General features: G+C 68.0%; 16 protein-coding genes and 2 tRNA genes. 7 read left to right on the top strand and 11 right to left on the bottom strand.

Annotated elements, in window-relative coordinates:
• The 7 genes from serS to uvrA form a co-directional block, all read right to left on the bottom strand.
• On the bottom strand, positions 1-1,341 hold a 1,341-nt coding region (gene serS / locus IRZ30_RS07200), incomplete at its 3' end, for a serine--tRNA ligase (RefSeq protein WP_294084215.1).
• A gap of 92 nt (positions 1,342-1,433) precedes the next feature.
• Positions 1,434-2,021 carry an HNH endonuclease gene (locus IRZ30_RS07195; RefSeq protein WP_294084214.1) on the bottom strand — a complete coding sequence of 196 codons (588 nt, stop codon included), beginning with the start codon at positions 2,019-2,021 and terminating at the stop codon, positions 1,434-1,436.
• 209 nt (positions 2,022-2,230) lie between these two features.
• Positions 2,231-3,547 carry a CapA family protein gene (locus IRZ30_RS07190; RefSeq protein ID WP_294084213.1) on the bottom strand — a complete coding sequence of 439 codons (1,317 nt, stop codon included), beginning with the start codon at positions 3,545-3,547 and terminating at the stop codon, positions 2,231-2,233.
• A gap of 30 nt (positions 3,548-3,577) precedes the next feature.
• Complete coding sequence (locus IRZ30_RS07185; protein WP_294084212.1) at positions 3,578-4,483, bottom strand: ABC transporter permease; 906 nt, start codon at positions 4,481-4,483, stop codon at positions 3,578-3,580.
• A gap of 28 nt (positions 4,484-4,511) precedes the next feature.
• Complete coding sequence (locus IRZ30_RS07180; protein ID WP_294084211.1) at positions 4,512-5,441, bottom strand: ABC transporter permease; 930 nt, start codon at positions 5,439-5,441, stop codon at positions 4,512-4,514.
• A 193-nt stretch (positions 5,442-5,634) separates the two neighbouring features.
• Entirely contained in the window at positions 5,635-7,368 is a 1,734-nt protein-coding gene (locus IRZ30_RS07175) for an ABC transporter substrate-binding protein (RefSeq protein WP_294084210.1), read from the bottom strand.
• A gap of 238 nt (positions 7,369-7,606) precedes the next feature.
• The gene (gene uvrA / locus IRZ30_RS07170) at positions 7,607-10,501 is read right to left on the bottom strand and encodes an excinuclease ABC subunit UvrA (RefSeq protein WP_294084209.1); all 2,895 of its coding nucleotides are present in this window, start codon (positions 10,499-10,501) and stop codon (positions 7,607-7,609) included.
• 203 nt (positions 10,502-10,704) lie between these two features.
• Here uvrA and IRZ30_RS07165 point away from each other — a divergent pair, with 203 nt between their 5' ends.
• On the top strand, positions 10,705-11,535 hold the full coding sequence (locus tag IRZ30_RS07165) for a dolichyl-phosphate beta-glucosyltransferase (protein ID WP_294084208.1): 831 nt from the start codon (positions 10,705-10,707) through the stop codon (positions 11,533-11,535).
• A 51-nt stretch (positions 11,536-11,586) separates the two neighbouring features.
• On the top strand, positions 11,587-12,288 hold the full coding sequence (locus tag IRZ30_RS07160; RefSeq protein ID WP_294084207.1) for a DUF4388 domain-containing protein: 702 nt from the start codon (positions 11,587-11,589) through the stop codon (positions 12,286-12,288).
• A gap of 7 nt (positions 12,289-12,295) precedes the next feature.
• On the opposite strand, the gene IRZ30_RS07155 is transcribed toward IRZ30_RS07160, so the two are convergent.
• The gene (locus IRZ30_RS07155) at positions 12,296-12,961 is read right to left on the bottom strand and encodes an AroM family protein (RefSeq protein WP_294084206.1); all 666 of its coding nucleotides are present in this window, start codon (positions 12,959-12,961) and stop codon (positions 12,296-12,298) included.
• A gap of 180 nt (positions 12,962-13,141) precedes the next feature.
• Between IRZ30_RS07155 and IRZ30_RS07150 the strand changes: the two genes are divergently transcribed.
• The gene (locus IRZ30_RS07150) at positions 13,142-14,254 is read left to right on the top strand and encodes a sensor histidine kinase (protein WP_294084205.1); all 1,113 of its coding nucleotides are present in this window, start codon (positions 13,142-13,144) and stop codon (positions 14,252-14,254) included.
• Complete coding sequence (locus IRZ30_RS07145) at positions 14,241-14,945, top strand: response regulator transcription factor (RefSeq protein WP_294084204.1); 705 nt, start codon at positions 14,241-14,243, stop codon at positions 14,943-14,945. Before IRZ30_RS07150 ends, IRZ30_RS07145 begins: the two co-directional genes overlap by 14 nt.
• A gap of 567 nt (positions 14,946-15,512) precedes the next feature.
• Here IRZ30_RS07145 and mutL read toward each other — a convergent pair.
• From mutL to IRZ30_RS07130, 3 genes are all read right to left on the bottom strand, one after another.
• Positions 15,513-17,270: a DNA mismatch repair endonuclease MutL gene (gene mutL / locus IRZ30_RS07140; RefSeq protein WP_294084203.1), complete on the bottom strand. Its 1,758-nt coding sequence runs from the start codon at positions 17,268-17,270 to the stop codon at positions 15,513-15,515.
• A 215-nt stretch (positions 17,271-17,485) separates the two neighbouring features.
• A complete protein-coding gene (locus tag IRZ30_RS07135) occupies positions 17,486-18,112 on the bottom strand; it encodes a DNA-3-methyladenine glycosylase (RefSeq protein WP_294084202.1) in 627 nt (208 codons plus the stop codon).
• The gene (locus IRZ30_RS07130; protein WP_294084201.1) at positions 18,109-20,793 is read right to left on the bottom strand and encodes a valine--tRNA ligase; all 2,685 of its coding nucleotides are present in this window, start codon (positions 20,791-20,793) and stop codon (positions 18,109-18,111) included. The genes IRZ30_RS07135 and IRZ30_RS07130 overlap by 4 nt, the downstream gene beginning before the upstream one ends.
• A gap of 527 nt (positions 20,794-21,320) precedes the next feature.
• Here IRZ30_RS07130 and IRZ30_RS07125 point away from each other — a divergent pair.
• The 3 genes from IRZ30_RS07125 to IRZ30_RS07115 form a co-directional block, all read left to right on the top strand.
• Positions 21,321-21,396: transfer RNA gene (locus tag IRZ30_RS07125), tRNA-Thr, on the top strand.
• Positions 21,397-21,399: 3 nt separating this feature from the next.
• A tRNA-Tyr gene (locus IRZ30_RS07120) sits at positions 21,400-21,481 on the top strand.
• A gap of 206 nt (positions 21,482-21,687) precedes the next feature.
• Positions 21,688-21,786, top strand: a 99-nt coding sequence (locus tag IRZ30_RS07115; protein WP_294083834.1) for a GTP-binding protein, incomplete at its 3' end; no start/stop codon positions are given.

The raw sequence follows: 21,786 nt of genomic DNA, 5'->3' as shown, positions 1-21,786 counted from the left end.
AAGGGCGCGGGGGGGGGGGGGGTTTTTGTTAAAAAGACCCCGGCCCCCCCCCCCGCCCCACACCCCGGGCGGGCGGCCGATGACTTCCTGGCCACCCATGTAGGGGCGGAGGACCTCCGGGATCTCGATCGTGCCGTCCTCGCGCTGGTAGTTCTCCATGATGGCGATCAGGGTGCGCGGGAGGGCAAGGCCCGAGCCGTTCAGGGTGTGGACGAACTGGGGCCGTGCGCCGTCTGCCGGCCGGTAGCGGATGTTCGCCCGGCGCGCCTGGAAGTCCCGGAAGTTCGAGCAGGACGACACCTCCAGCCAGTCCTGGCTGCCCGGCGCCCAGGCTTCCAGGTCGAACTTCTTGGCGGCGGTGAACGAGAGGTCGCCGGTGCACATCTGGACGACGCGGTAGGGGATGTTCAGCCGCTGAAGAACCTCCTCCGCGTTGGCAACCAGCGAGTTCAGCTCGTCGTCCGACGTCTCTGGGGTGACGAACTTGACCATCTCGACCTTCTCGAACTGGTGCACGCGCTTGATCCCGCGCACGTCGCGCCCAGCCGAGAGTTGCTCGCGGCGGAAGCAGGGTGTCTGGGCGACGTGGTAGATCGGGAGCACGTCGGCATCGAGGATCTCGTCGGCGTACAGGTTCGTCACCGGCACCTCGGCGGTCGGGATCAGCCACAGGTCGGACTCGTCGTCGTGGTAGAGGGCGTCACCGAACTTGGGCAGGTTGCCGGTGCCGATCAGGGCGTCGGGGCGGACGAGAGCCGGGGCGTAGAGTTCGGTGTAGCCGTGCTCGCGGACGTGCAGGTCGATCATCCAGGTCGCGAGCGCCCGCTGGAGGCGTGCCATGTCCCCGCGGAAGAAGTAGAACCGTGAGCCCGATACCTTCACCCCGCGCTCGAAGTCGATCAGGCCCAGTTCCTCGCCGATCTCCCAATGCGGGCGGACGGGGTAGGGGAAATCGCGCGGCTCGCCCCAGTGGCGGACGATCACGTTGGCGGATTCGTCCGGCCCGACCGGCACGTCGGGATCGGGCAGGTTCGGCACCTGGAGCAGGAGGTCGCGGAGCGCGGCGTCGGTCTGGTCGACCTGCGCGTCGAGCTCCTGGATCTTGTCGCCGAGGCTGCGCATCTCGGCGATGCGGGCGTCACGCTCCGGTCCCGGAGCGAGCCGGCTGATCTCCTTCGACCCGGCGTTGCGGCGGGCCTTCAGCTCCTCGACCTCAGCCAGGAGCGCCCGGCGACGCTCGTCCAGCTCAAGGATCTCGTCGATGGGCGCCTCGGTATTGAGCTTGGCGAGCGCCTCGCGCACGAGATCCGGCTGCTCACGGATCAACCGCAGGTCAATCATGGTCGTCCCTCCATCACAGCGGTCGGCTGACAAACGAACGGCCCTACGCACGTAGGGCCGGAGCGGGCGACGGCAACATGTGCTCGCCCCGCTCAGCCACTACTGCTGGCACTTTTCAACGGCTCGTAGCCGGGGATGAACGGCAACCAGTCGGGATTGACGCGGGAGTTGAGCGCCCGCTGGATGGTGTAGTAGCGACCCGGGCGCGGCTCGAACGGCTCGCGGCGCAGCGTCAGGCGCGCCTCGGCCAGCGTCTTCCCGCCCTTGCGGTGGTTGCAGGCGCGGCAGGCGCTGACAAGGTTGGACCAGGTATGGCCGCCACCGCGGGATCGCGGCACGACGTGGTCGATGGTGAGGTCGTGGGTCCGCGTGCCGCAGTACTGGCAGGTGTAGTCGTCGCGGATGAAGATCTCGCGCCGGCAGAGCTTGACGCGCGGGCGCGGCCTGCGGATCAGGTAGGCAAGGCGGATCACCGAGGGCGCGTCGAATCGCTGGCGCGCTGACGACACCGTGACATCGTACGCCTCGAGTATCTCGGCCTTGCCGCTGAGGACGAGGACGATCGCGCGGCGCAGGTTGCAGACGTTGAGCGGTTCGTAATTGTGGTTCAGGACCAGGACCGGGTGGTGCCCGTTCAGGTGGTTCCCGTTGGTGTGCTGAGCTACCTGTTGGTCATCCAAGGTGCGCCTCTGTTCGTGCGGTTGGACAAGGTTCGGGAGACGCCGTGCGCTTCAACTATAGCAAGTGACAAACCGTGGCACAACGCGACACGAGGCAGCAGCCTGACCTGGCTGCGCGCCCCGCGTCGCGCGTTGTGCGAGCTGGTTGACCACTCATCGGCCCGGGCGGCCTGTGACGTTCAGCGGTAGAGCGTCTTGCCACCCCCGGGCTAGTCGAGCCGGACGAAACCCCGTTCGCCGTCGAGCTCGATCCGAGTGCCGTACGGCGCCGACAGGGCGGCGAAGCGCTTCAGGATGGCTTCCGCGTGCGCGCCGCTCGCGAGTCGCGGCCGTCCTCGGCGGTGACTCGGCTCACCGTGCCCCAGCGAGACGGGGACGATTTCGATCGCGGTGACACTCCCCTCCGCTAGGTGGCAGATGGGTACGACCGTCTCCCAGTAGCGAGCGTCTGCGGGGAAGCCCTTGCGGTCGTTGTCGTGGCGGATGCGATACATCTCGCTGGGAGTCCGGCTCGGGTCGATGCGGAAGCGTTCGTACGAGTCGGACGGGATCTTGAGGGTAAGCTCGTTCTGGCCGAAGAAGTTGCCGAGGCTGTAGAAGATCGGCTTGCCCCGATAACACTCCATGCCGCGCAGCAAGTGCGGGCCGTGGCCCACGACCACATCCGCGCCTTCGTCGATCATGCGGTGGGCGAAGGTGCGGATGAAGGCGGCAGGTTCCTCGCGGTCGCTGCCCTGCTCGTGCGCGTGGAGGCTGACGAGGACGACGTCGGCGCGTGCCCGGGCCTCGCGGACCCAGGTCGCGATGGCATCGAGGTCCTTGGCCTTCGGCGTGGTGTGCACCGCGACGCGGTCGGCCGCGCGGAAGTTGGCATCGAGGAAGGGGAAGATGTCGGGCGAGTCCGGCGGGAAGCCGAAGCCGAGCTGGATCCGCTCCAGCCGCTGCCGCTCGAGGCCGAGTTCCTCCGCGATCTGCCGCAGTGTCTCGAGCTGTTCCGGGAGCACGTCGTAGATCGTCTCGTAGCGGAGGGGGTTGAGCCCGGGTCGACCAAGCATGTCGGGGCGTTGCTCGGACGCTTCTTGCCCCGCGGCGAAGGTGGAGGCACAGGAGAGCATCGCGACGCTGCCCCGCGGGGAGTCGAGATACACAGGCATACGCGCTTCGGCGAGGTTCCGACCGATCCCGGCGTAGGCGACACCCTTACGTTCCAGGATGTCGATAAGGGCGAGCAACCCGGCGATGCTGTAGTTGAGCGAGTGGTTCGTCGCCGTCGCGAAGAGGTCGAAACCCATGTCGACCAGTTCGTCGATGACCCAGGATGGCGCACCCAGATGCGAGCCACCGCTCTCCCATGCCGGGTAGCCCTGAAAGTCGTTGGGCACCACTTCCAGGTTGGTGAAGGCGACGTCGGCCTCACGGATAAGCTGCCGAAGCTGGTCGAACGGGCTGCCGGGCGGGGCGGCGAACCGGCGCGTGATGATGCTGTCGCCGGTCAGGGCAAGCCGCAACGGCTGATGATCTGTCACTGCGAACCTCCCTCATTCCCTTCCTGGCAATCAGTCGCGGGTGCGCGGGTCGAGCGCGTCGCGCAGGCCGTCACCGAGCAGGTTGAAGGCGAGCACGGTCAGGGTGATCATCGCGCCGGGCGCGATGGCGATGTGGGGGTAGTGCACGATGTAGGCGCGGCCGTCGGCCAGCATGCCGCCCCAGGATGGCTCCGGAGGCTGGATGCCGAGGCCGAGGAACGACAGCGTCGACTCGTAGATGATGATCCCTCCCACCGCGAGGCTGGCGAGGACGATCACCGGGCCGAGCACGTTCGGCACGAGGTGCCGGAGGATGATCCGTGTATTGGTAGCTCCGGCCACGCGGGCGGCCAGGGTAAAGTCGCGCTCACGCAGGCTCAGAGTGTCGGCGCGGACGACACGGGCGTACTGCGCCCACACCGTGGCGCCGATGACGATGACCACGGTTCGAAGGCTCGGGCCGACGACGGCGGTGAGGGCGATCAGCAGCACGAGCGTGGGGAACGCCATCAGCGTGTCCACCGCGCGGGAGAGGAGGTTGTCGACCCAGCCGCCGAAGTAGCCCGCGGTGGCGCCGACAAGAACGCCGATGGTGACCGCAATCCCCGTGGCGCCGAGCCCCACGATGAGGGCGATGCGGGTGCCGAAGATGATGCGGCTGAGGATGTCCCGGCCGATGTGGTCGAAGCCGAGGGGGTGTGACCAGGAGGGGCCGACGCCGCGCATACCGCTCACGGACTGGATGGGCGAGTAGGGCGCGAGTACATCGGCGAGCAGGGCCGTGACGACCAGCAGGCCGATGAAGGTCAACCCTGCCAGGCCCAGGCGGTGGCGCCGGAAGCGGCGCCAGATCCGTGAGAGCTCGGAGCGCTGTGGGCGAGCATTGGCCGACAGTGCGGCGGCTGCGGCTGCTGACTGCTCGTGGGTCGACTGCATACTCGTTTCCTGTCGCGTGATCTCCGCATTAGCGGATGCGGATGCGTGGGTCGACGTAGGTGTACACGAGGTCCGTCAGGAGGTTGCCCAGCACGACGACGATCGCCAGGAGCAGCACGACGGCCTGGACGACCTGGTAGTCGAACCGGTAGACCGAGTTGATGAAGACGCGGCCGAGGCCGGGCAAGGCGAAGACCGTCTCGATCACGATCGTGCCGCTCAGGAGGAACGCGATCCGGTAGCCGATCACCGTGACGATCGGCAGTAAGGCATTGCGAACGACGTGGCGGGAGAGGAGAGCGGCTTGGCCGAGGCCCTTGGCCCGCGCGGTGGTGACGTACTCCTGACCAAGCACTTCCTGAGTCGCGCCCCGCATGAGCCGGGTCAAGACCGCGGTGTGGTCGAGGGCCAGGACGGCCACGGGCAGGATGTAGCCGGTCCACGAGCTCAAACCGTAGGTGGGCAGCCAGCCGAGCATACTGCCGAAGACGATGATCGAGACGAGCGCGACCCAGAAGTTCGGGAGGGCAACTCCCAGGGTCGATCCCACGACACTGACGTAGTCGAAGAGCGAGTTGCGTTTGATCCCGGCGATGATTCCGGCCGGAAGGGCCAGGGCGACGGAGAAGAAGAGCGCGAGCAGGTTGAGCTTGATCGTCAGCGGCGCTGCTTCCTTGATGATGTTCGCGACCGACGCGCCGGGCCGGATGATGAGCGATTGCCCGAAGTCACCCCGTAGCAGGTTGCCCAGCCACCGGAGGTATTGCCGGTAGACCGGCTGGTCCAGCCCCCACTTGTGGCGCAGCATGTCGACCTGCTCCTGGGTGACCTGAGCTTCACCGACGAAGAGACTCACCGGGTCGCCAGGAGCAAGGTGCATGAGGCTGAAGGTGACGATGCTCACCAGGAAGATCGCGACCAGCCCCTGCGCAAGGCGGACCACGACATATCTCAGCATGGGGCAGCCTCGCCCTCGTTGATCCCGTGGAACGGTGCCGAACATGGTCGGCCCGTGACGTCCGATGCCATGCCGGCCGGCATCCGGTGGCCCTTCTCTGGGAGCCGGCCGGAGGCGTTGTCGGTGGGAGCGCGCATCCGTGTTCGTTGCGCCGCCGGATGCGCGCTCCGCCGCGTCACCCCTGTGCCGGAGGCTACGCGTTCGGATCGAGCCAGAATTGGTAGGCCTTTCGATACGTCTGGGTCGGACTCAAGGCGGACTCTGGCAAGCCCTTGACCTGCTTGCTGTACAGCGTGTACCACTGCCAGTACATCATGTAGAGGAAGGGCACATCCTCGGCGACGAGCGCCTGGATCTCGTTGTAGATCTCGCGCCGCTTCTCCGGGTCAACCTCCCGCAGCCCCTGGTCGATCAACTCATCCATGCGCTCGCTCCGGTAGTGGGAGAAGTTGTTGAACCCATCCGACCGGAGCGTATCGGACGGGTCGGGCTCGCCGCCGGAGCCGCCGTAGGTCCAGTTGAAGACCGCCGCGTCGAGGTCGCCCTGACGCATGCCGCCACTGGCGTCGGGTACCTCCCGGACCTGCATGTCGATGCCGACCTCCCGGAGGTACTGCTGGACCAGTTCGGCCTCCGGTCGTCGCGCCTGGTCGCCGGTGATCACCCCGCAGGTGAACGACAGCTTGACGCCGTTCTTCTCACGGATCCCGTCGCTGCCGACCGTCCAGCCGGCCTCATCGAGGATCCGCCGTGCCTCGTCGGGGTCGTAGGGATACTCTTTGACGTTCGGGTTGTACCAGGACTCGAGCACCGGCGCGATATTGGATGTCGCTATCACGGCCTCGCCGTTGAAGACATCGTCGATGACCGCCTGACGGTCGATGGCGTACATCATGGCCTGGCGGACCTCTTTCTCGGCGAGCTGCGGGAGATTGTGGTTGAGCGGGAAGTGGTTGACGCTCACGCTGGGCGCCTTGAAGACCGTGAACTCGCCGGTCGCTTCGAGCCGCTGGTTATCCTCGACGGCGAGCTGCCAGACCGAGGAATGTGCCTCGCCTGTTTCGAGCGCGATCGCGCGCACGGACGGCTCGGGTACCACGTTGAGCCGGTACTCGTCGAGGTAGGGGCGCCCGCGGAAGTGGTCGTCGAACGCCTCAAGCAGCGTGTACTCCGCCGCGCGCCACTCCTTGAGCTTGAACGCCCCGGTGCCGATCGGCGCGGTGCGGTACTGGTCCTGCCCCACCTGGCTGTGGTAGTGCTCCGGGATGATGAATGCCGTCGCCCCACGGATCAGGAAGGCGGCGTTTGGCTCGCTCATTCGCACCACAACGGTGTAGGGATCGGTAGCCTCAACCGATTCCACGCCCGCGAACGATTGCTGCTCGATCGACGCGTTCTCCGGGTTGCGGTACCACTCGTAGGAGTAGACGACGTCGTCCGCGTTGAACTCCTCGCCATCGTGGAACTTCACACCCTGGCGGAGGGTGAAGGTGTACGTCAGCCCGTCCTCGGCCACCTCATGCCGCTCGGCCAGGACCGATTCGAGCTCGTAGTTCTCGTCGATCTCAAGCAACCCGTTGTGGATCTGGGTGACGAGCGACCACTCAACGGTAGGGCCGGCGTCCTCCGGGCTAAGCCCGGGAACGTCGGTATGACCGAGCGTGATCAACGTTCCGCCACGGACGGGCTCACCCTGTGCGCCCGATCCGGACGACCCGGTTCCGGGGCTTGCCTGAGTCGAGCCGCCCGTCTGGTCGCCAGCCGGCTCGGTAGCCGGGTTCTCCTCGGAGCTGCCACCCCCGCAGGCGGCAAGAAGCGGCAACGACGCGGCGCCGGTGAGAGCCAGGGCTGCCCGCACGACGAACGTGCGGCGCGTGGTCTTCCTACCGCCGAGGGGGTGGAGATGGAAGGGCTCATGCGCGTCCACCGAGACTCCTCCTTCACGTGTCGGCGTATCCCAACCACGTCGGTGGGGCAAGAGTGGTAGCGCAAGCTGATAGCGCTCCAGGCAAAGAATGGGTTGCGCGGATTATCATGTACAAGCTAGTAGAGCGTCAAGAGGTGAGGATTCGCGCGCAGCAAGCCGTGGGCGCACGCAAGGGTGCGTTTCCTGCCGCGCACGTGCGCGCAGGCAAGCGGAAGCGCGGCGACGCGCGCCGCGCTGCTTAGTCCGCCGCGGTGGCCAGCTCGGGGAGCACGGTGCGGAGGGCCTGGCCGGTGTAGGACCGCTCGACGGCCGCGACCTGCTCAGGGGTGCCGGCCGCGACGACCTCGCCGCCGCCGTCGCCGCCCTCGGGGCCGAGGTCGATGATCCAATCGGCCGACTTGATGACGTCGAGGTTGTGCTCGATGACGAGCACGGTGTTGCCGGCGTCGGTCAGTCGCTGGAGGACGCCGAGCAGCCGCTCGATGTCGGCGAAGTGCAAGCCGGTGGTCGGCTCGTCCAGGATGTAGAGGGTGCGGCCGGTGGCGCGCCGGCTGAGCTCCGCGCTCAGCTTGATGCGCTGGGCCTCGCCGCCGGAGAGGGTGGTGGCCGGCTGGCCGAGCCGGATGTACCCCAGGCCCACGTCGTAGAGCGTCTGGAGCTTGTTGCGGATGGCCGGGATGTTCTCGAAGAACGCCAGGGCCTCCTCGACGGTCATGTCGAGCACGTCGGCGATGCTCTTGCCCCGGTAGGTGATCTCCAGCGCCTCCTTGTTGTAACGGCGGCCGTGGCACACCTCGCAGGGCACGTAGATATCGGGCAGGAACTGCATCTCGATGGCGATGATGCCCTCGCCCTGGCACGCCTCGCAGCGGCCGCCCTTGACGTTGAAGGAGAAGCGGCCGGGCTTGTAGCCCCGGGCTCGCGCCTCGGGGAGCGAGGCGAAGAGCTCCCGGATCGGCGTGAAGGCGCCGGTATAGGTCGCCGGATTCGAGCGCGGCGTGCGGCCGATCGGGCTCTGGTCGATGTCGATGACCTTGTCCAGGTGCTCGATGCCCAGGATCGCGTCGTGGCGGCCCGGCCGGTCCTTGGCCCGGTGTAGCACCTGGGCAAGACGGCGGTAGAGGGTGTCGACGATGAGCGTGCTCTTACCGGAGCCGGAGACGCCCGTGACGCAGATGAAGGTGCCGAGTGGAATGTCGACATCGACGTTCTTCAGGTTGTTCTCCCGCGCGCCGCGGATCTGGAGGTACTTCCCGTTGCCGGGCCGCCGCTCCCGCGGCACCGGGATCTGCCGGGCGCCGCTCAGGAACTGGCCGGTGATCGACTCCGGATTCGCCACGATGTCGTCGATCGTCCCGGCCGCGACGATCCGGCCGCCGTGCTCGCCCGCGCCGGGCCCGACGTCGATGATCCAGTCGGCGGTGCGGATCGTCTCCTCGTCGTGCTCGACGACGATCAGGGTGTTGCCCAGGTCGCGCAGGGTCAACAGGGTGCGGATCAGCCGCGCGTTGTCGCGATGGTGCAGGCCGATGCTCGGCTCGTCCAGGATGTACAGCACGCCCATCAGGCGGCTGCCGATCTGAGTCGCCAGGCGGATGCGCTGCGCCTCGCCGCCGGAGAGGGTGGCCGCGGCCCGGTCGAGCGTCAGGTAGTCGAGCCCGACGTCCACCAAGAAGCCGAGCCGCTCGCGGACCTCCTTGAGAATCTGGCGAGCGATGATCCGCTCCCGGGGCGTCAGCAGCGGCTCGGGTCGATCCTCGTCGGCGAGATCCTCGAAGAAGCGGAGGGCGTCGACGATCGAGAGGCGGGTGACGTCGACGATCGAGCGCCCGGCGATGGTCACCGCGCGGCTCTCGGGCTTGAGCCGTGCCCCGCCGCAGGTTGGGCAGGGACGCGCGGCCATGTACTGCTCGATCTCGGCGCGCACGTAGTCGGACGAGGTGCTCTGGTAGCGCCGCCGAAGGTGGGGGATCACCCCTTCGTAGTCGACCTCATAGGCGCGGGTCCTCCCGCTGCGGGCGCGGTACTCAACGCGCACACGCTCGCGCTTGCCGCCGAATAGGATGATCTGCCGTATGGCCTCGGGCAGGTCACGGAACGGGGTGTCGAGCGAGAAACCGTGCTTGGCGGCCAGAGCGGCGAGCAGCGCTTCGTACCAGGCGGTGCTGTCCCGCCCGGTGCGGGCCCAGGGCGCGATGGCGCCGTCCGCCAGGGAGCGGTCCGGATCGGGGACGATCAGTTCCGGGTCGAACTCCATGCGCACGCCCAGCCCGTCGCAGTCCGGGCAGGCGCCATGGGGGCTGTTGAAGGAGAAGCTGCGCGGTTCGAGTTCGCCGAAGCTGATGCCGCAGTGCGGGCACGCGAAGCGCTCGGAGAAGAGCATCTCCTCGCCGCCGACGATGTCCGCGATCGCGGTGCCGCCGCCGAGGCGCAACGCCGTCTCCAGCGAGTCGATCAGGCGAATGCGGAGGGCGTGTTCCTCCTCCTCGTCATCGTGGCGGACGACGAGGCGGTCGACCACGACCTCGATGGTGTGCTGCTTGTAGCGCTCCAGCCTGATCTCGTCGTCGACGTCGCGGATCTCGCCGTTGACGCGCACGCGGGCGAAGCCGGCGCGGCGGACCTCGTCGAGCACGCCCTGGTGCTCTCCCTTGCGGTCCTTGACCAGCGGCGCCAGGATCATCAGCCGGGTGCCGTCGGGCAGGGCCTGGATCGTGTCGGCCATCTGCTGCACCGACTGCTGGGTGATCTCCCGGCCACAGTTGGGGCAGTGGGGGTGACCGATTCGGGCGTAGAGCAGGCGCAGGTGGTCATAGATCTCGGTGACGGTGCCGACGGTCGAGCGCGGGTTGCGCGAGGCGCTCTTCTGGTCGATCGAGATGGCAGGGGAGAGTCCCTCGATGAGATCGACGTCGGGCTTCTCCATCAAGCCGAGGAACTGCCGGGCGTACGCGGAGAGGGACTCAACATAACGCCGCTGCCCCTCGGCGTAGATCGTATCGAAGGCGAGGCTCGACTTGCCGGAGCCGGAGAGGCCGGTGATGACGACGAGCCGGTCTCTCGGGATCTCGACGTCGACGTTCTTGAGGTTGTGCTCCCGCGCCCCGCGGACGACGATCTTCTCGCTCGCCATGCCGATACCGTGCCTACCCCTACCCCGGAAAATGCGAACAAACGATCGCACCCGACTATTGTAGCAAGGCCGTCCAGTGGATGGGAGCCATCGCTGGGTCTGGTGCGGGGCCGTGGTCGGGACTTTCGGTGGATGCGCGCGAGCCCGGCGCGGACCGGGGAATTGGTACAATCGTCGCGAGTTAGGCACGAATGCGGAGGCGCATGGATCACGGGTACGCGGATCAGGACCACGGGCAGGCTCCACAGCCGCGGCCCGAGGCGGCGGCTGTCGCCGAGCAGCGCGTTGAGGTGAGCGTGGTGGTGCCCGCCTACAACGAGGCGTCCCGGCTCCCCAAGACGCTGGCGGCAGCGACCGCGTATCTCGCCGCGCAACCGTACTCCTGGGAGTTGATCGTGGCCGACGACGGCAGCGAGGACGCGACGCCGGACATCGCAGCCGCCGCCGAGGCAGCCGACCCGCGTGTGCGCCACCTGCGCCTACCCCACCGGGGGAAAGCGGCCGCGGTGCACGCCGGGGTACGCGCGGCGCGGGGGGAAGTCGTGGTCTTCACCGACGCCGACCTCTCGACGCCGATCGAGTACGTGGCGGACGTGCGCCGGTTGATCAAGTCCGGGTTTGATGTCGTTATCGGCACCCGTGAGGGGGTGGGGGCGCGCCGGATCGGGGAGCCGTTTTACCGGCACGTGATGGGGCGCCTCTACAACTACCTGGTCCAGCTCCTGGCCGTGCCCGGGATCAAGGACACGCAGTGCGGCTTCAAGGGATTCTCCGGCGCGGCGGCGCGTGAGGTCTTCGGCAGCGCCTGGCTCTACCGGAACGGCGCGGCACCGGTGCGTGGGCCGCTGGTAACCGGGTTCGACGTCGAGTTGCTGTTCCTGGCACGGAAACGGGGACTTCGGGTGGCCGAGTTGCCGGTCACCTGGCGGCACGTCGACGGCAGCAAGGTGCGGCCCGGGATCGACAGCCTGCTGATGGTGCGGGACGTGGTGCGGGTGCGCTGGAACGACTTCCGGGGACGCTACGGACGCTAGCGCACCGAGGTGCCGCTGGGTTGCGGGCCCGGCGAGCGGACGGGGATCGATGTGCGGGGTAGCCTGAGCGACTTCAACGTCGTCGACATCCTCCAACTCTTCCAGATCTCGGCCAAGACGGGGTCGCTCGAGGTCCGCGACGGCCGGCACACCTACATCCTCTACTTCAACCGAGGACACATTAGCGGCGCCGGGGCCAGTCACTGGAACCTGCTTGACGAGCTGCGGCGCATCGAGTGGCTCGCGCCGGACGTCCGGCAGCAGTTGGACCTGCTCGAAAAGGATGAGCGTGGCGTCGGGCTCAGCCTGATCGCCCGGGCGCTCGTCACCCCAGCCGTCTGGGACCCGTTCGTCGAGCGCCAGGTGGAGATGCTGATCTACCCGCTGTTCGACCTGGCGCAGGGCGAGTTCATTGCCACGGTCGGGGTGCGTCCCCAGGTGGCACCGCTGCGGCTCGACCTGGTGCCCCAACAGGTCATCTTGAACGCGGCTCGCTGGCAAGAGGAGCTGCGCCGGGCGGAATACGCCGGGACCGGGCCGGCGTCGGTCTGGCGGCGCACGGCGACGCCGGGGAGCGGGCCCGGGGACGACGTGATCCTCCCGCTGCTGACGCGCCCGCGCTCGATCGAGGATCTGGCGGCGGCGGCGGGTCTCGCGGTGCTGACGACGATCGAGCGGGTGAGCCGGCTCAGCCGCGAGGGATGGGTCGAGCCGGTCCTGCCGGCCGGCATTCCGGGGCCGGGCGCTCCCTGACAGGCGCTCACGCGGTCACGATCTCTTCCACCACTCGCCCGACGAGGCGGTTGGCAAGGATAGTGGGGACGCCCGCGGCGGTGACGGCCTGCTTCATCGCGGCGGTGTAGCCCATGCAGTCCATCACGATCAGTTGTGCTCCGGCGGCGTGCAATTCCTCCGCGCAGGCCCTGAGTTCGGCTGCACCGGTGTAAGGTGAGGCGGCGGCGCAGCGCAAGGAGCGACCGGGCGCTGCCCACTTCCGCTTCATCATCGGCCCCTGGCCGGGGTGGGGCATGAGGACGCCCAAGACGCCGTCGGGGAGGAGCGCGTCGACCGTCGCGCGCAGCACGCGGTCCGGAAAAACCAGCGGCACCGGTGCGGTCAGACCGGGGAACTCGCCAGTGCACAGGACAACCACGACGCGAGCACCAGTCGCGACGACGCGCTCGACCGCGCGGGCGAGGAGGGGGAGGACGCTCTCCTTCGCGACCACCACTTCCTGCCCGTCGCGGAGGCGGGTGACGAGCGGGACCTCTCCGTCGCGTGGGGCGAGAGTGGCGATAGCGTCCTCATCGAGCCCGTCGAGCGCGCCCGCGTAATGGCAGGGGACCGGCGGACCGCCGGGGAACATGGCGGCTTCGATGTCCTCGCGGGGTGCCTGTCCGATGGTTACCAACCCGATCCGCGTCATTCCGGACCTCCTTGCTCGATGTCCGTACAGGCGTACGTACGAGGGTATCTTGTCATCGGCTAGCCTCGTGCTATACTGGTTTCGCTAGTGGCGAGTTGTGTTCCCATCAAGGTTGGCCTTTCCACCGCGAGGTACCGCTGAGGGGAAAGTTTCGGTTCTGGAAGGACGGGGGCGAGACGAGTGTCCGGGCGGCTCCCCGATGTGCTGAGCGCAATCAAACAGGCAATGGATGACGGTATCGGCGCGTGCGAGTCGCGTCTGGAATCGCTCGCGGGTGAACTGCGCTCCATTCTAGCGGACCTGGAGCGGGAGCGGGCGGAGGTGCAGGCCGCGATCGAGGAGCGCGAGCTGGAACGCCGCCTGGGAGTCGAGTCCACACAACGTCCCCCCAGCACAGCGGAGTTGCGCCAACACGAGGATGTCATCGCCCAGGAGTACATGCGCGCGGCGGTTCTCTACCGCCAACTCACCGACTTTCTGGGCCTGCTGGCATCGAGCCGCCAGCAGTTTCGCGCCGATGAGACGCTGCTTGGGAGAGATGATGCTCAGCAGCTCGCGATCCGGCAGGCGATGATCCGGGCGCAGGAGGTAGAGCGACAGCGGCTGGCGCGGGAGGTCCATGACGGCCCGGCCCAGGTGCTGGCCAACGCCATCATCGGCCTGGAGTTTGTCGAGCGCACCTTCCGTGCGGTTGGATCGTCCGACGTGAGCCAGCCACTGGCGGAGATCGAGCGGATCAAGTCGGCGATGCGCGACGGCCTGACGGAGATCCGCCGCTTCATCTTCGATCTCCGGCCGACGATGTTGTCGCAGCGCGGCCTGGTGGCGACGGTGGAGCACTACATCGAGACGTATCGAAGCTTCCTCCCGCCGGAGGTCGAATTGTCACTCCCGCCGCAACTACCCCGGCTGACCCCTGAGCAGGAGTTGACGGCCTTCCGGGTGATCCAGGAGGCCCTGCAGAATGTGCATCGTCATGCCCGTGCGAGCCGTGTGTCGGTTACTATCGGGGCGAGTGACGGGGAGCTGACCGTGCGCGTCCGCGACAACGGCCAGGGCTTCCGTCCATCGGCGGTGGCACCGACACCGTCGAGCGGATTTGGCCTGGCAGGGATGCAGGAGCGGGCCGCAGTCGTCGGTGGCCGGGTCACGATATCGAGTCGACCCGGGCAGGGGACAGAGATTACACTCGTCGTCCCGCTCACACCGCAGCCGGCGGACGCGGTCGCAGGTGAGGCGCGTGCGGTGCCGACCTACAAGCCAAAGGAGAGAGCGCGACGTGAACCGGATTGAGGTCCTGATCGTCGACGATCATCCCCTCTTTCGGCGTGGCATTCGATGGAGCCTCGAAGAAGAGCGTGACATTCGGGTCGTTGGGGAAGCATCGGATGCTCAGGAAGCCATGCGAGCGGCCGATATGCTGTCACCCAACGTCGTGCTGCTCGATCTGAACCTCCCGGGGATGAGTGGGCTGGAACTGTGCCGGGTGCTGAAGCGACGGCACCCACAGGCAGCCATCGTCGTGCTGACGATGCACGAGGACGATGAGCAACTGTTCAGCTCGATCCGTGTCGGCGCCTCGGCCTACTGCACGAAGGACATCGACCCCGCCGAACTGGTCTCGGTGATTCGGCGGGTGGCGCGCGGGGAATACCTCATCAACGAGAACGTGCTATCACGCCCGTTCGTCGCCTCCCGGGTGCTCGATCAGTTCCGCGAACTGGCGCAGATCGACGAGGTCTCCAGCGGTGTCTTCTCTCCGCTGACACCGCGCGAGGTGGAGATCCTCGACTGCGTAGCCCGGGGCAACAGCAACAAGGAGATCGCCCGCCTGCTCAATATCAGCGACCAGACGGTGAAGAACCACATCACGTCGATTCTGCGCAAGCTGGCGGTGAACGATCGTACCCAGGCGGTTATCTACGCCCTCCGTCACGGCTGGATCAAGCTGAGCGACGAACCCGACCCAACCAATCAGAAGTGATGCGTCACGCGTCCTGCGTCACGCGTCGTCCCGTACGTTTGGGTCCCCTCGTGGAGGGTCCGGTAGGGGAGTGGGAGCGACGTGTCCCTCCACCGGGCGGGCGGCCGGTTGACTGGTGACACGCGCTAATCCCACCGCCAGTGCCTGGGCCGGGCGGCGCGGGGATCGGTGCGTCGTCGCGCGTGCCCGGGATAGGTGGCGGAGCGGTTCCGGCGCCGTGGCCTGTGTCCGGGGTTCAAGCCGCCGGGCTGACATTGGGTAAGCCCACTGAAGGGGCTGTGATGGCAACATGCAGGCGGGGCCAAACCGGCACCCTGCCGGACGCAGTGTCCCCGGTCCCTTCAGTGGGTATTGCTATGTCAGCCCGACGGCTTGAACCCCGGACACATGCCGCGTGCGCGGATCCTCTCATCACCTGGTCGGATCACCGTCCCCCAGCCGGCTTGAGCCGGCTTTCCTTGTCAGCCCGGCGGCTTAAGCCCCGGGCACGGGCCGCGCGGCGGGAACCCTCACACCACCCATCCCAGGGCATATCCCCGCCAGAGAGCGGCTTATTCGCCGTAGTCTCTACCGGCGCTCGAACTGGCGCTCGAGTTCTTCCTGGCTGAGGTGGAGCATCGTGGGGCGGCCATGGCCGCAGGCCCGTGGGGCGGTGCAGCGTTCGAGCTGGGCAATCAGCTCGCGCATCTCCGCCAGCGAGAGGGTCTGCCCGGCGCGGATGGCCGAGTGGCACGCGGTGCTGATTGTCAACGATTCGAGCAGAGTGGTTCCGCGGCCCCCGGCGGCCATTTCATCGAGGATTCCGAGCAGGACCGCGCGCGGGTCGCGACGAGCGGCGATGGCGGGTACGGCGCGTACCGCCACCGCGGACCCACCGAACGGCTCGATGTGGAAGCCGATCTGGACCATCTCCTCGCGGCAGCGCTCCGCCGTTTCGAGTTGCGTTGGCGTGAGTTCGATCACCAAGGGCTCGAGCAGGGTCTGGATATCGGGCTTGGCGCGCTCGTACTGCTGCCAGAGTTGTTCGAAGAGGACCCGCTCGTGGGCGGCGTGCTGGTCGATCAGGTACATGCCGTCCGGCCCCTCGGCGATGATGTAGGTGGCTCCGACCTGGCCGAGTACCCGCAGTACTGGGACGGCCGAGCCGGGGTCGGGCACCACGGTCATGCCCGGGTCCGGGTCGTCGGCGGGTGCGCCTTCGGGTGGTGGCGGAGGTGTGGGGCGAAACCGGTTCGGGTGCGTGAGGGCCATCCGGCGCTGCACCGCCGGCGCGGTCAGAGGCGTGGTGGTGAACGATGGGATGGTCTGCGCCGGGGTGTGCTGCGTGAGGGTTCCACGCACGGCCCGCTGGATGGCGGCGAAGACCAGCCGCTCATCGGAGAAGCGCACCTCGCGCTTGGTCGGGTGCACGTTGACGTCGAGCCGGTCCGGCGCAACCGTGATGTGGAGCACCGCGACTGGGAACCGGCCGACCATGATCAGCGAATGGTACGCCTGTTCCAGGGCGAAGGTGAGCGAGCGACTCTCGATCCAGCGACGGTTGACGAGCAGGATAATGTGCTGCCGGTTGCCGCGCGTGAGGGTCGGCAGGCCGACGTAGCCGCTCACCGTGACCGCGGGACGCTCCGGGTCGTGCTCGTCGTCCGCGGGCGGGACGATCGGCACCATCTCGGCGGCGATGTCCGGCCCGAAGACGCCGACGATCGTATTGCCGAGGTCTCCGGAGCCGTCGGTTGCCAGCACCGTGCGGCCGTCGACGACAAGTTCGAAGCGGACTTCGGGCGCGGCCAGGGCGCAGGCTGCGACGACGCGCTGGACGTAGGCCGCCTCGGTGTGGTCCTGGCGCAGGAAGGCGCGCCGGGCCGGGACGTGGGCGAACAGGTCGCGCACGGTCACGGTCGTGCCCGGGGCCGCGGGCACGGTCGTGGGCGGCTCGACCCGCCCGTTTCGGCTCACCAGCGCGGCGGCGTGCGGGCTGTCCGGCGGGCGGCTGACGATGCGCAACTCGGCGACGGCGGCGATGCTGGCCAGCGCCTCCCCGCGGAAGCCATAGGACGTGAGGCGGGCGAGGTCGTCGAAGCGGGTCACCTTGGAGGTCGCGTGCCGCTGGATGGCGAGCGGCAGCTCCTCCGCGGGGATGCCGTGGCCGTCGTCGCTCACGCGGATCAACTCACGGCCGCCGGCCTGGATCTCGACGCGCACGCTGCGCGCCCCGGCGTCGAGGGCATTCTCGACCAGTTCCTTGACCACCGAGGCGGGCCGCTCGATGACCTCCCCGGCGGCGATCTTTCCGATCGTGTCTTCGTCGAGCAAACGGATCGGCATCGGTCTCCCTCGCCCGGAGTATAGCAGCGGCACGCGGCGGAGCGCCCCGGGGGGTATACTTGGGAGCAACAGGCGGCCCCAATCGATTGGGTGCGTGTGGGCGAGCGTTGGACCGCTCGCCCACATGTGTGTGCCCGGTCAGCGCGCGTGCCCTCGTTCGGTCCGATTCGCCCGTAACGCGGCGGGAGCCGGGATGATGCCGGCGCTCATGACGGTTACGGCGGGAACGGCCGGGAGAGGAGCGGGTGTCCGGCGATGCCGAAGCGCCAGGGGCGCGGGTCGCCCCGGCGGACGCCGATACGCGGCCCGGCGGCGATGCAGCCGGGCGGGGCGCCGGGTTGGATCCAGAGCGGCGGGCCGTCGAGCGGCCGTCCGTTGTCGGCGAGCGTGATACCGAGCGCGACCGCCAACCGGCCGGGGCCGCTAGCCAGTCGCGGACCGACGGCGCCGCCCCGGCGAGCGGCCATGTGTTCGATGCCGGTGACGGGGGCGATGGCGCGGATCAAGACGGCGGAGGCCTCGCCCTCCGGCCCCGTGACGACGTTGAAGCACGGGTAGACGCCGTAGGCCCGGTAGACGTAGGCGCGGCCGGGCGGCCCCCACATGGCGGTTACCGTGCCGTTGCGGCGGAAGGCGGCGTGGGAGGCCGGGTCGTCGGGTCCGGCGTACGCCTCGGTTTCGATGATCAGCCCGGCTGTCGTGACGCCGTCGTGCTGGGACACGAGCAGGCAGCCCAGCAGGTCGCGAGCGACGTCAACGACCGGGCGTTCGTAGAAGGAGGCGCCCAGCGCCCGGGCCGGGTCGGTCACGAACGCGGGCGCCTGGCTCCGCGTGCTGGTCACTCTCCGAGGTCGGCCAGCCGGCTCTGGAGGAGGGCCAGCCGCTCCTGCAGGTCGGTGAGGCGCTGGCGGTGGCGGTCCACCACCTCGGCGGGCGCGCGCTGGACGAAGTTCTCGTTGGCCAGCAGCGACCCGGCACGCGCGATTTCCTCTTCCACCTGCTCGATCTCGCCGCGCAGACGCTGCCGCTCGGCGTCGAGGTCCACCATGCCGGCCAGCGGCAGGTAGATGACGGCGTCATCGACCACCAGGGTGACCACCTGCTCGGGCGCCTCCGCGTCCGCGGGAATGAACTCGAGCCGGTCGGCCGCAATGCGGGCGAGGAAGCGGAATGCGGCGTCACCCTCCTCGAAAGTCGCCAGGTGAGAGCCGGGCTGGATGATGGCGGAGATCCAGCGGGCCGGCTCGACCCCGGCCTCGGCGCGGGCGTTCCGGATGCTGCGCACCGCCTCGATCAGGAACTCGTACTCGGCCACCGCCTGCTCGTCGATCGCCGTCGTGTCCGCCTCCGGCCAGGGGGCGACCATGATGCTGTCCCCGGCATGCGGCAGGTGCTGCCAGAGCTCTTCGGTCACGAACGGCATGATCGGGTGCAGCAGCCGCAGCGATCGCTCCAGGACGTAGACGAGCGTCTGGCGAGTGGCGGCCTTGGCCGCCGCGTCGTTGCCCTGGAGGACCGGCTTGCTCGACTCGATGTACCAGTCGCAGTACTCCGACCAGAGGAACTCATAGAGCCGCCGGCCGGCTTCACCGAGCTGGAAGGCACGGAGCAGGTTGGTCACGTCGGCGGTGACGGCTTCCAGGCGGCTGAGCATCCAGCGATCGGCCAGGCCCAGGTGCTCGGCCTGCGGCCGGAGCGGGGCGCCGTCTGGGTCGGTGGCGATCTGCTGGCCGTCGATGGCACGCAGGACGTAGCGGGTGGCGTTCCAGATCTTGTTGGCAAAGTTCCGGGCCGCCTCAACGCGCTGCACGCTCAGCTTCAGGTCCGCGCCGGGGGCGCCGGCCGTGATCAGCGCGAAGCGCAGTGCGTCGCTGCCGTAGCGCGCAGTGATCTCGGTCGGGTCGAGGACGTTGCCCTTCGTCTTGCTCATGCGCTGCCCGGCTTCGTCCCGCACCGTGCCGTGGAAGTAGACGTCGGTGAAGGGCACCTCGCCCATGAACTCGAGGCCGAGGAAGATCATGCGCGCCACCCAGAGGAAGATGATGTCGTAGCCCGTCTCCATCACGGAGCCGGGGTAGAAGTAGCGCAGGTCCTCGGTGTCATCCGGCCAGCCGAGCGTGCTGAAGGGCCAGAGCCCGGAGCTGAACCAGGTATCGAGCACGTCCGGGTCCTGGTAGATGTCGGTGCTGCCGCAGTGCTCGCAGCGGTCGATCGACTCCTCGGCGGTGACCGTCACCTCGCTGCAGGCGTTGCAGTACCAGACCGGGATGCGGTGCCCCCACCAGAGCTGGCGCGAGAGGCACCAGTCGTGGACGTTTTCCATCCAATGGAGGTAGATCCCCTTGAAGCGCTCGGGGATGAAGCGCACCGTCTCGTCCCGCGCCACCTGGATGGCCGGCTTCGCCAGCGGCTCCATCCGCAACCACCACTGCAAACTGATGATCGGCTCGATGACCGTGTCGCAGCGGTCGCAGTGGCCCACCGAGTGGACGTGCTCCTCCACGCGGACGAGGTAGCCCTCCTCCTGGAGCCGGGCGACGACATTGCGCCGCGCCTCCTGGGTGGTCTGCCCGGCGAAGTCGCCCGCGTTCTCATTCAGGGTGCCGTCCTTGTTCAAGATGTTGATCGCCGGCAGGTTGTGGCGGCGGCCGATCTCGAAGTCGGTCGGGTCGTGACCCGGTGTGACCTTGACCGCGCCGCTGCCGAACGCGGGATCGACCGCCTCGTCGGCGACGATCGGGATCAGCCGGTTCATCAGCGGCAGGCGAACCGTCTTGCCGATGAGCCCCGCGTAGCGCTCGTCGTCCGGGTGAACCGCGACGCCGGTGTCGCCGAGCATCGTCTCGGGCCGGGTCGTGGCGACCTCGATGAGGCGATCGGTTCCCTCGATCGGGTAACGGATGGTCCAGATATGGGACTGGACCTCGATGTGGTTCACCTCCAGGTCAGAGAGCGCGGTCATGCAGCGCGGGCACCAGTTGATCATGCGCTCGCCGCGGTAGATCAGCCCCTTGTCGTAGAGGTGCTTGAAGGCGGTGCGGACCGCGCGCGAGGGGCCGGGGTCCATCGTAAAGCGGAAGCGGGTCCAGTCGCAGGAAGCGCCCAGGATGCGCAACTGCTCGCGGATGCGACCCCGGTAGCGGTCCATCCAGTCCCAGACACGCTCCAGGAACTTCTCGCGGCCGAGGTCGTGGCGCGAGAGGCCCTCCTTGGCGATCTCCTTCTCAACGACCCACTGCCCGGCAATCCCGGCATGGTCGGCGCCGGGCAGCCAGAGTGTCGGCTCGCCCATCATGCGGTGCCAGCGGGTGAGGATGTCCTCGACCGTGACGAAGAGGGCATGGCCCATGTGCAGCTCGCCGGTGACGTTAGGCGGCGGCATGATGATCACGAACGGCTTGCGCCCTGGCTCGATGCGGGGCGTGAAGTAGCCGCGGTCGTCCCACCAGTCGTACCAGTGGGCTTCGACCTCCTGGGGAGCATAGGCCTTTGCCAGCTCGCCGCGCTGCGTTGCTCGGGCCATCGATCTCACCTCCGCGCGTTCGGCGCTGAACTCGCACTGGGCACCCGGCACGCCGTGGCGGGCGCGGACCGGACGCTCGATCGTCACCAAAACAAAAGCGCCGTCCTCGACGTCAAGGACGGCTCAGCCGCGGTACCACCTTGCTTCGGCTGCACCTCATTGATGCAGCCGCGCTCTGACGCGATAACGGGCGTACCCGCGGCGGCCTACTGACGGTGGGGGCTCCACCGCTTCGACCGCCGGCCTCGCGGGCGACTTCGGCCACTCTCCACCGAACGGGGCTTGCAGTCGATGACCCCGTCTCCCTGGCGGCGAGCGCGCGGCCTACTCCTCCCGGTCACCGGCGCGCTATACTTATTTGTGCCACAGTATGGCACCGCGGGGCGGCGGCGTCAATCGTCGGCGGGCTGGTCGTGGCTGGCCTCGTGCGGCCGGCCGAGCTTGTGAGAAGTTTGACAGAGACCACGTCAATCACTATACTTCGTTACTCGGTTGGCCCGACCGAGCGCCGCACCGAGACCGCTCAAGCCGACGTAGCTCAATTGGCAGAGCAGCTGTTTTGTAAACAGCCGGTTGCGGGTTCGAGTCCCACCGTCGGCTCCATATGGGGAGGTTCCCGAGCGGCCAAAGGGGCCTGGCTGTAAACCAGGTGCGTAATGCTTCGGGGGTTCGAATCCCTCCCTCCCCACCCGGCCCGTCATGCGTGATGGGCCTTTTCCCCATTCAGGGGCCCGCATCGCTCAGCGGGTGCGCGTCGGATCTCAGGTGTGTGACGTGTGAGCATCGGCAAGTCGGCCTGGATCGGGTAAGGCGGTAGCGGGGAGCGGGGGTGCTCAGCCCGTCAAGTCGCGCGCCTGATGCGGGCCGCCTCGTACGCGGAGGTTACAAGAAGCTGTGGCGAAGCAGAAGTTTGAGCGGACGAAGCCGCATGTGAACATTGGGACGATCGGGCACGTCGACCACGGGAAGACGACGACGACGGCGGCGATCACC

The sequence above is a fragment of the Sphaerobacter sp. genome, from assembly GCF_019683595.1.
Classification (GTDB): domain Bacteria; phylum Chloroflexota; class Chloroflexia; order Thermomicrobiales; family Thermomicrobiaceae; genus Sphaerobacter.
The sequence above is the reverse complement of the archived record's forward strand: the minus strand, read 5'-3'. Positions and strand labels throughout refer to the sequence as shown.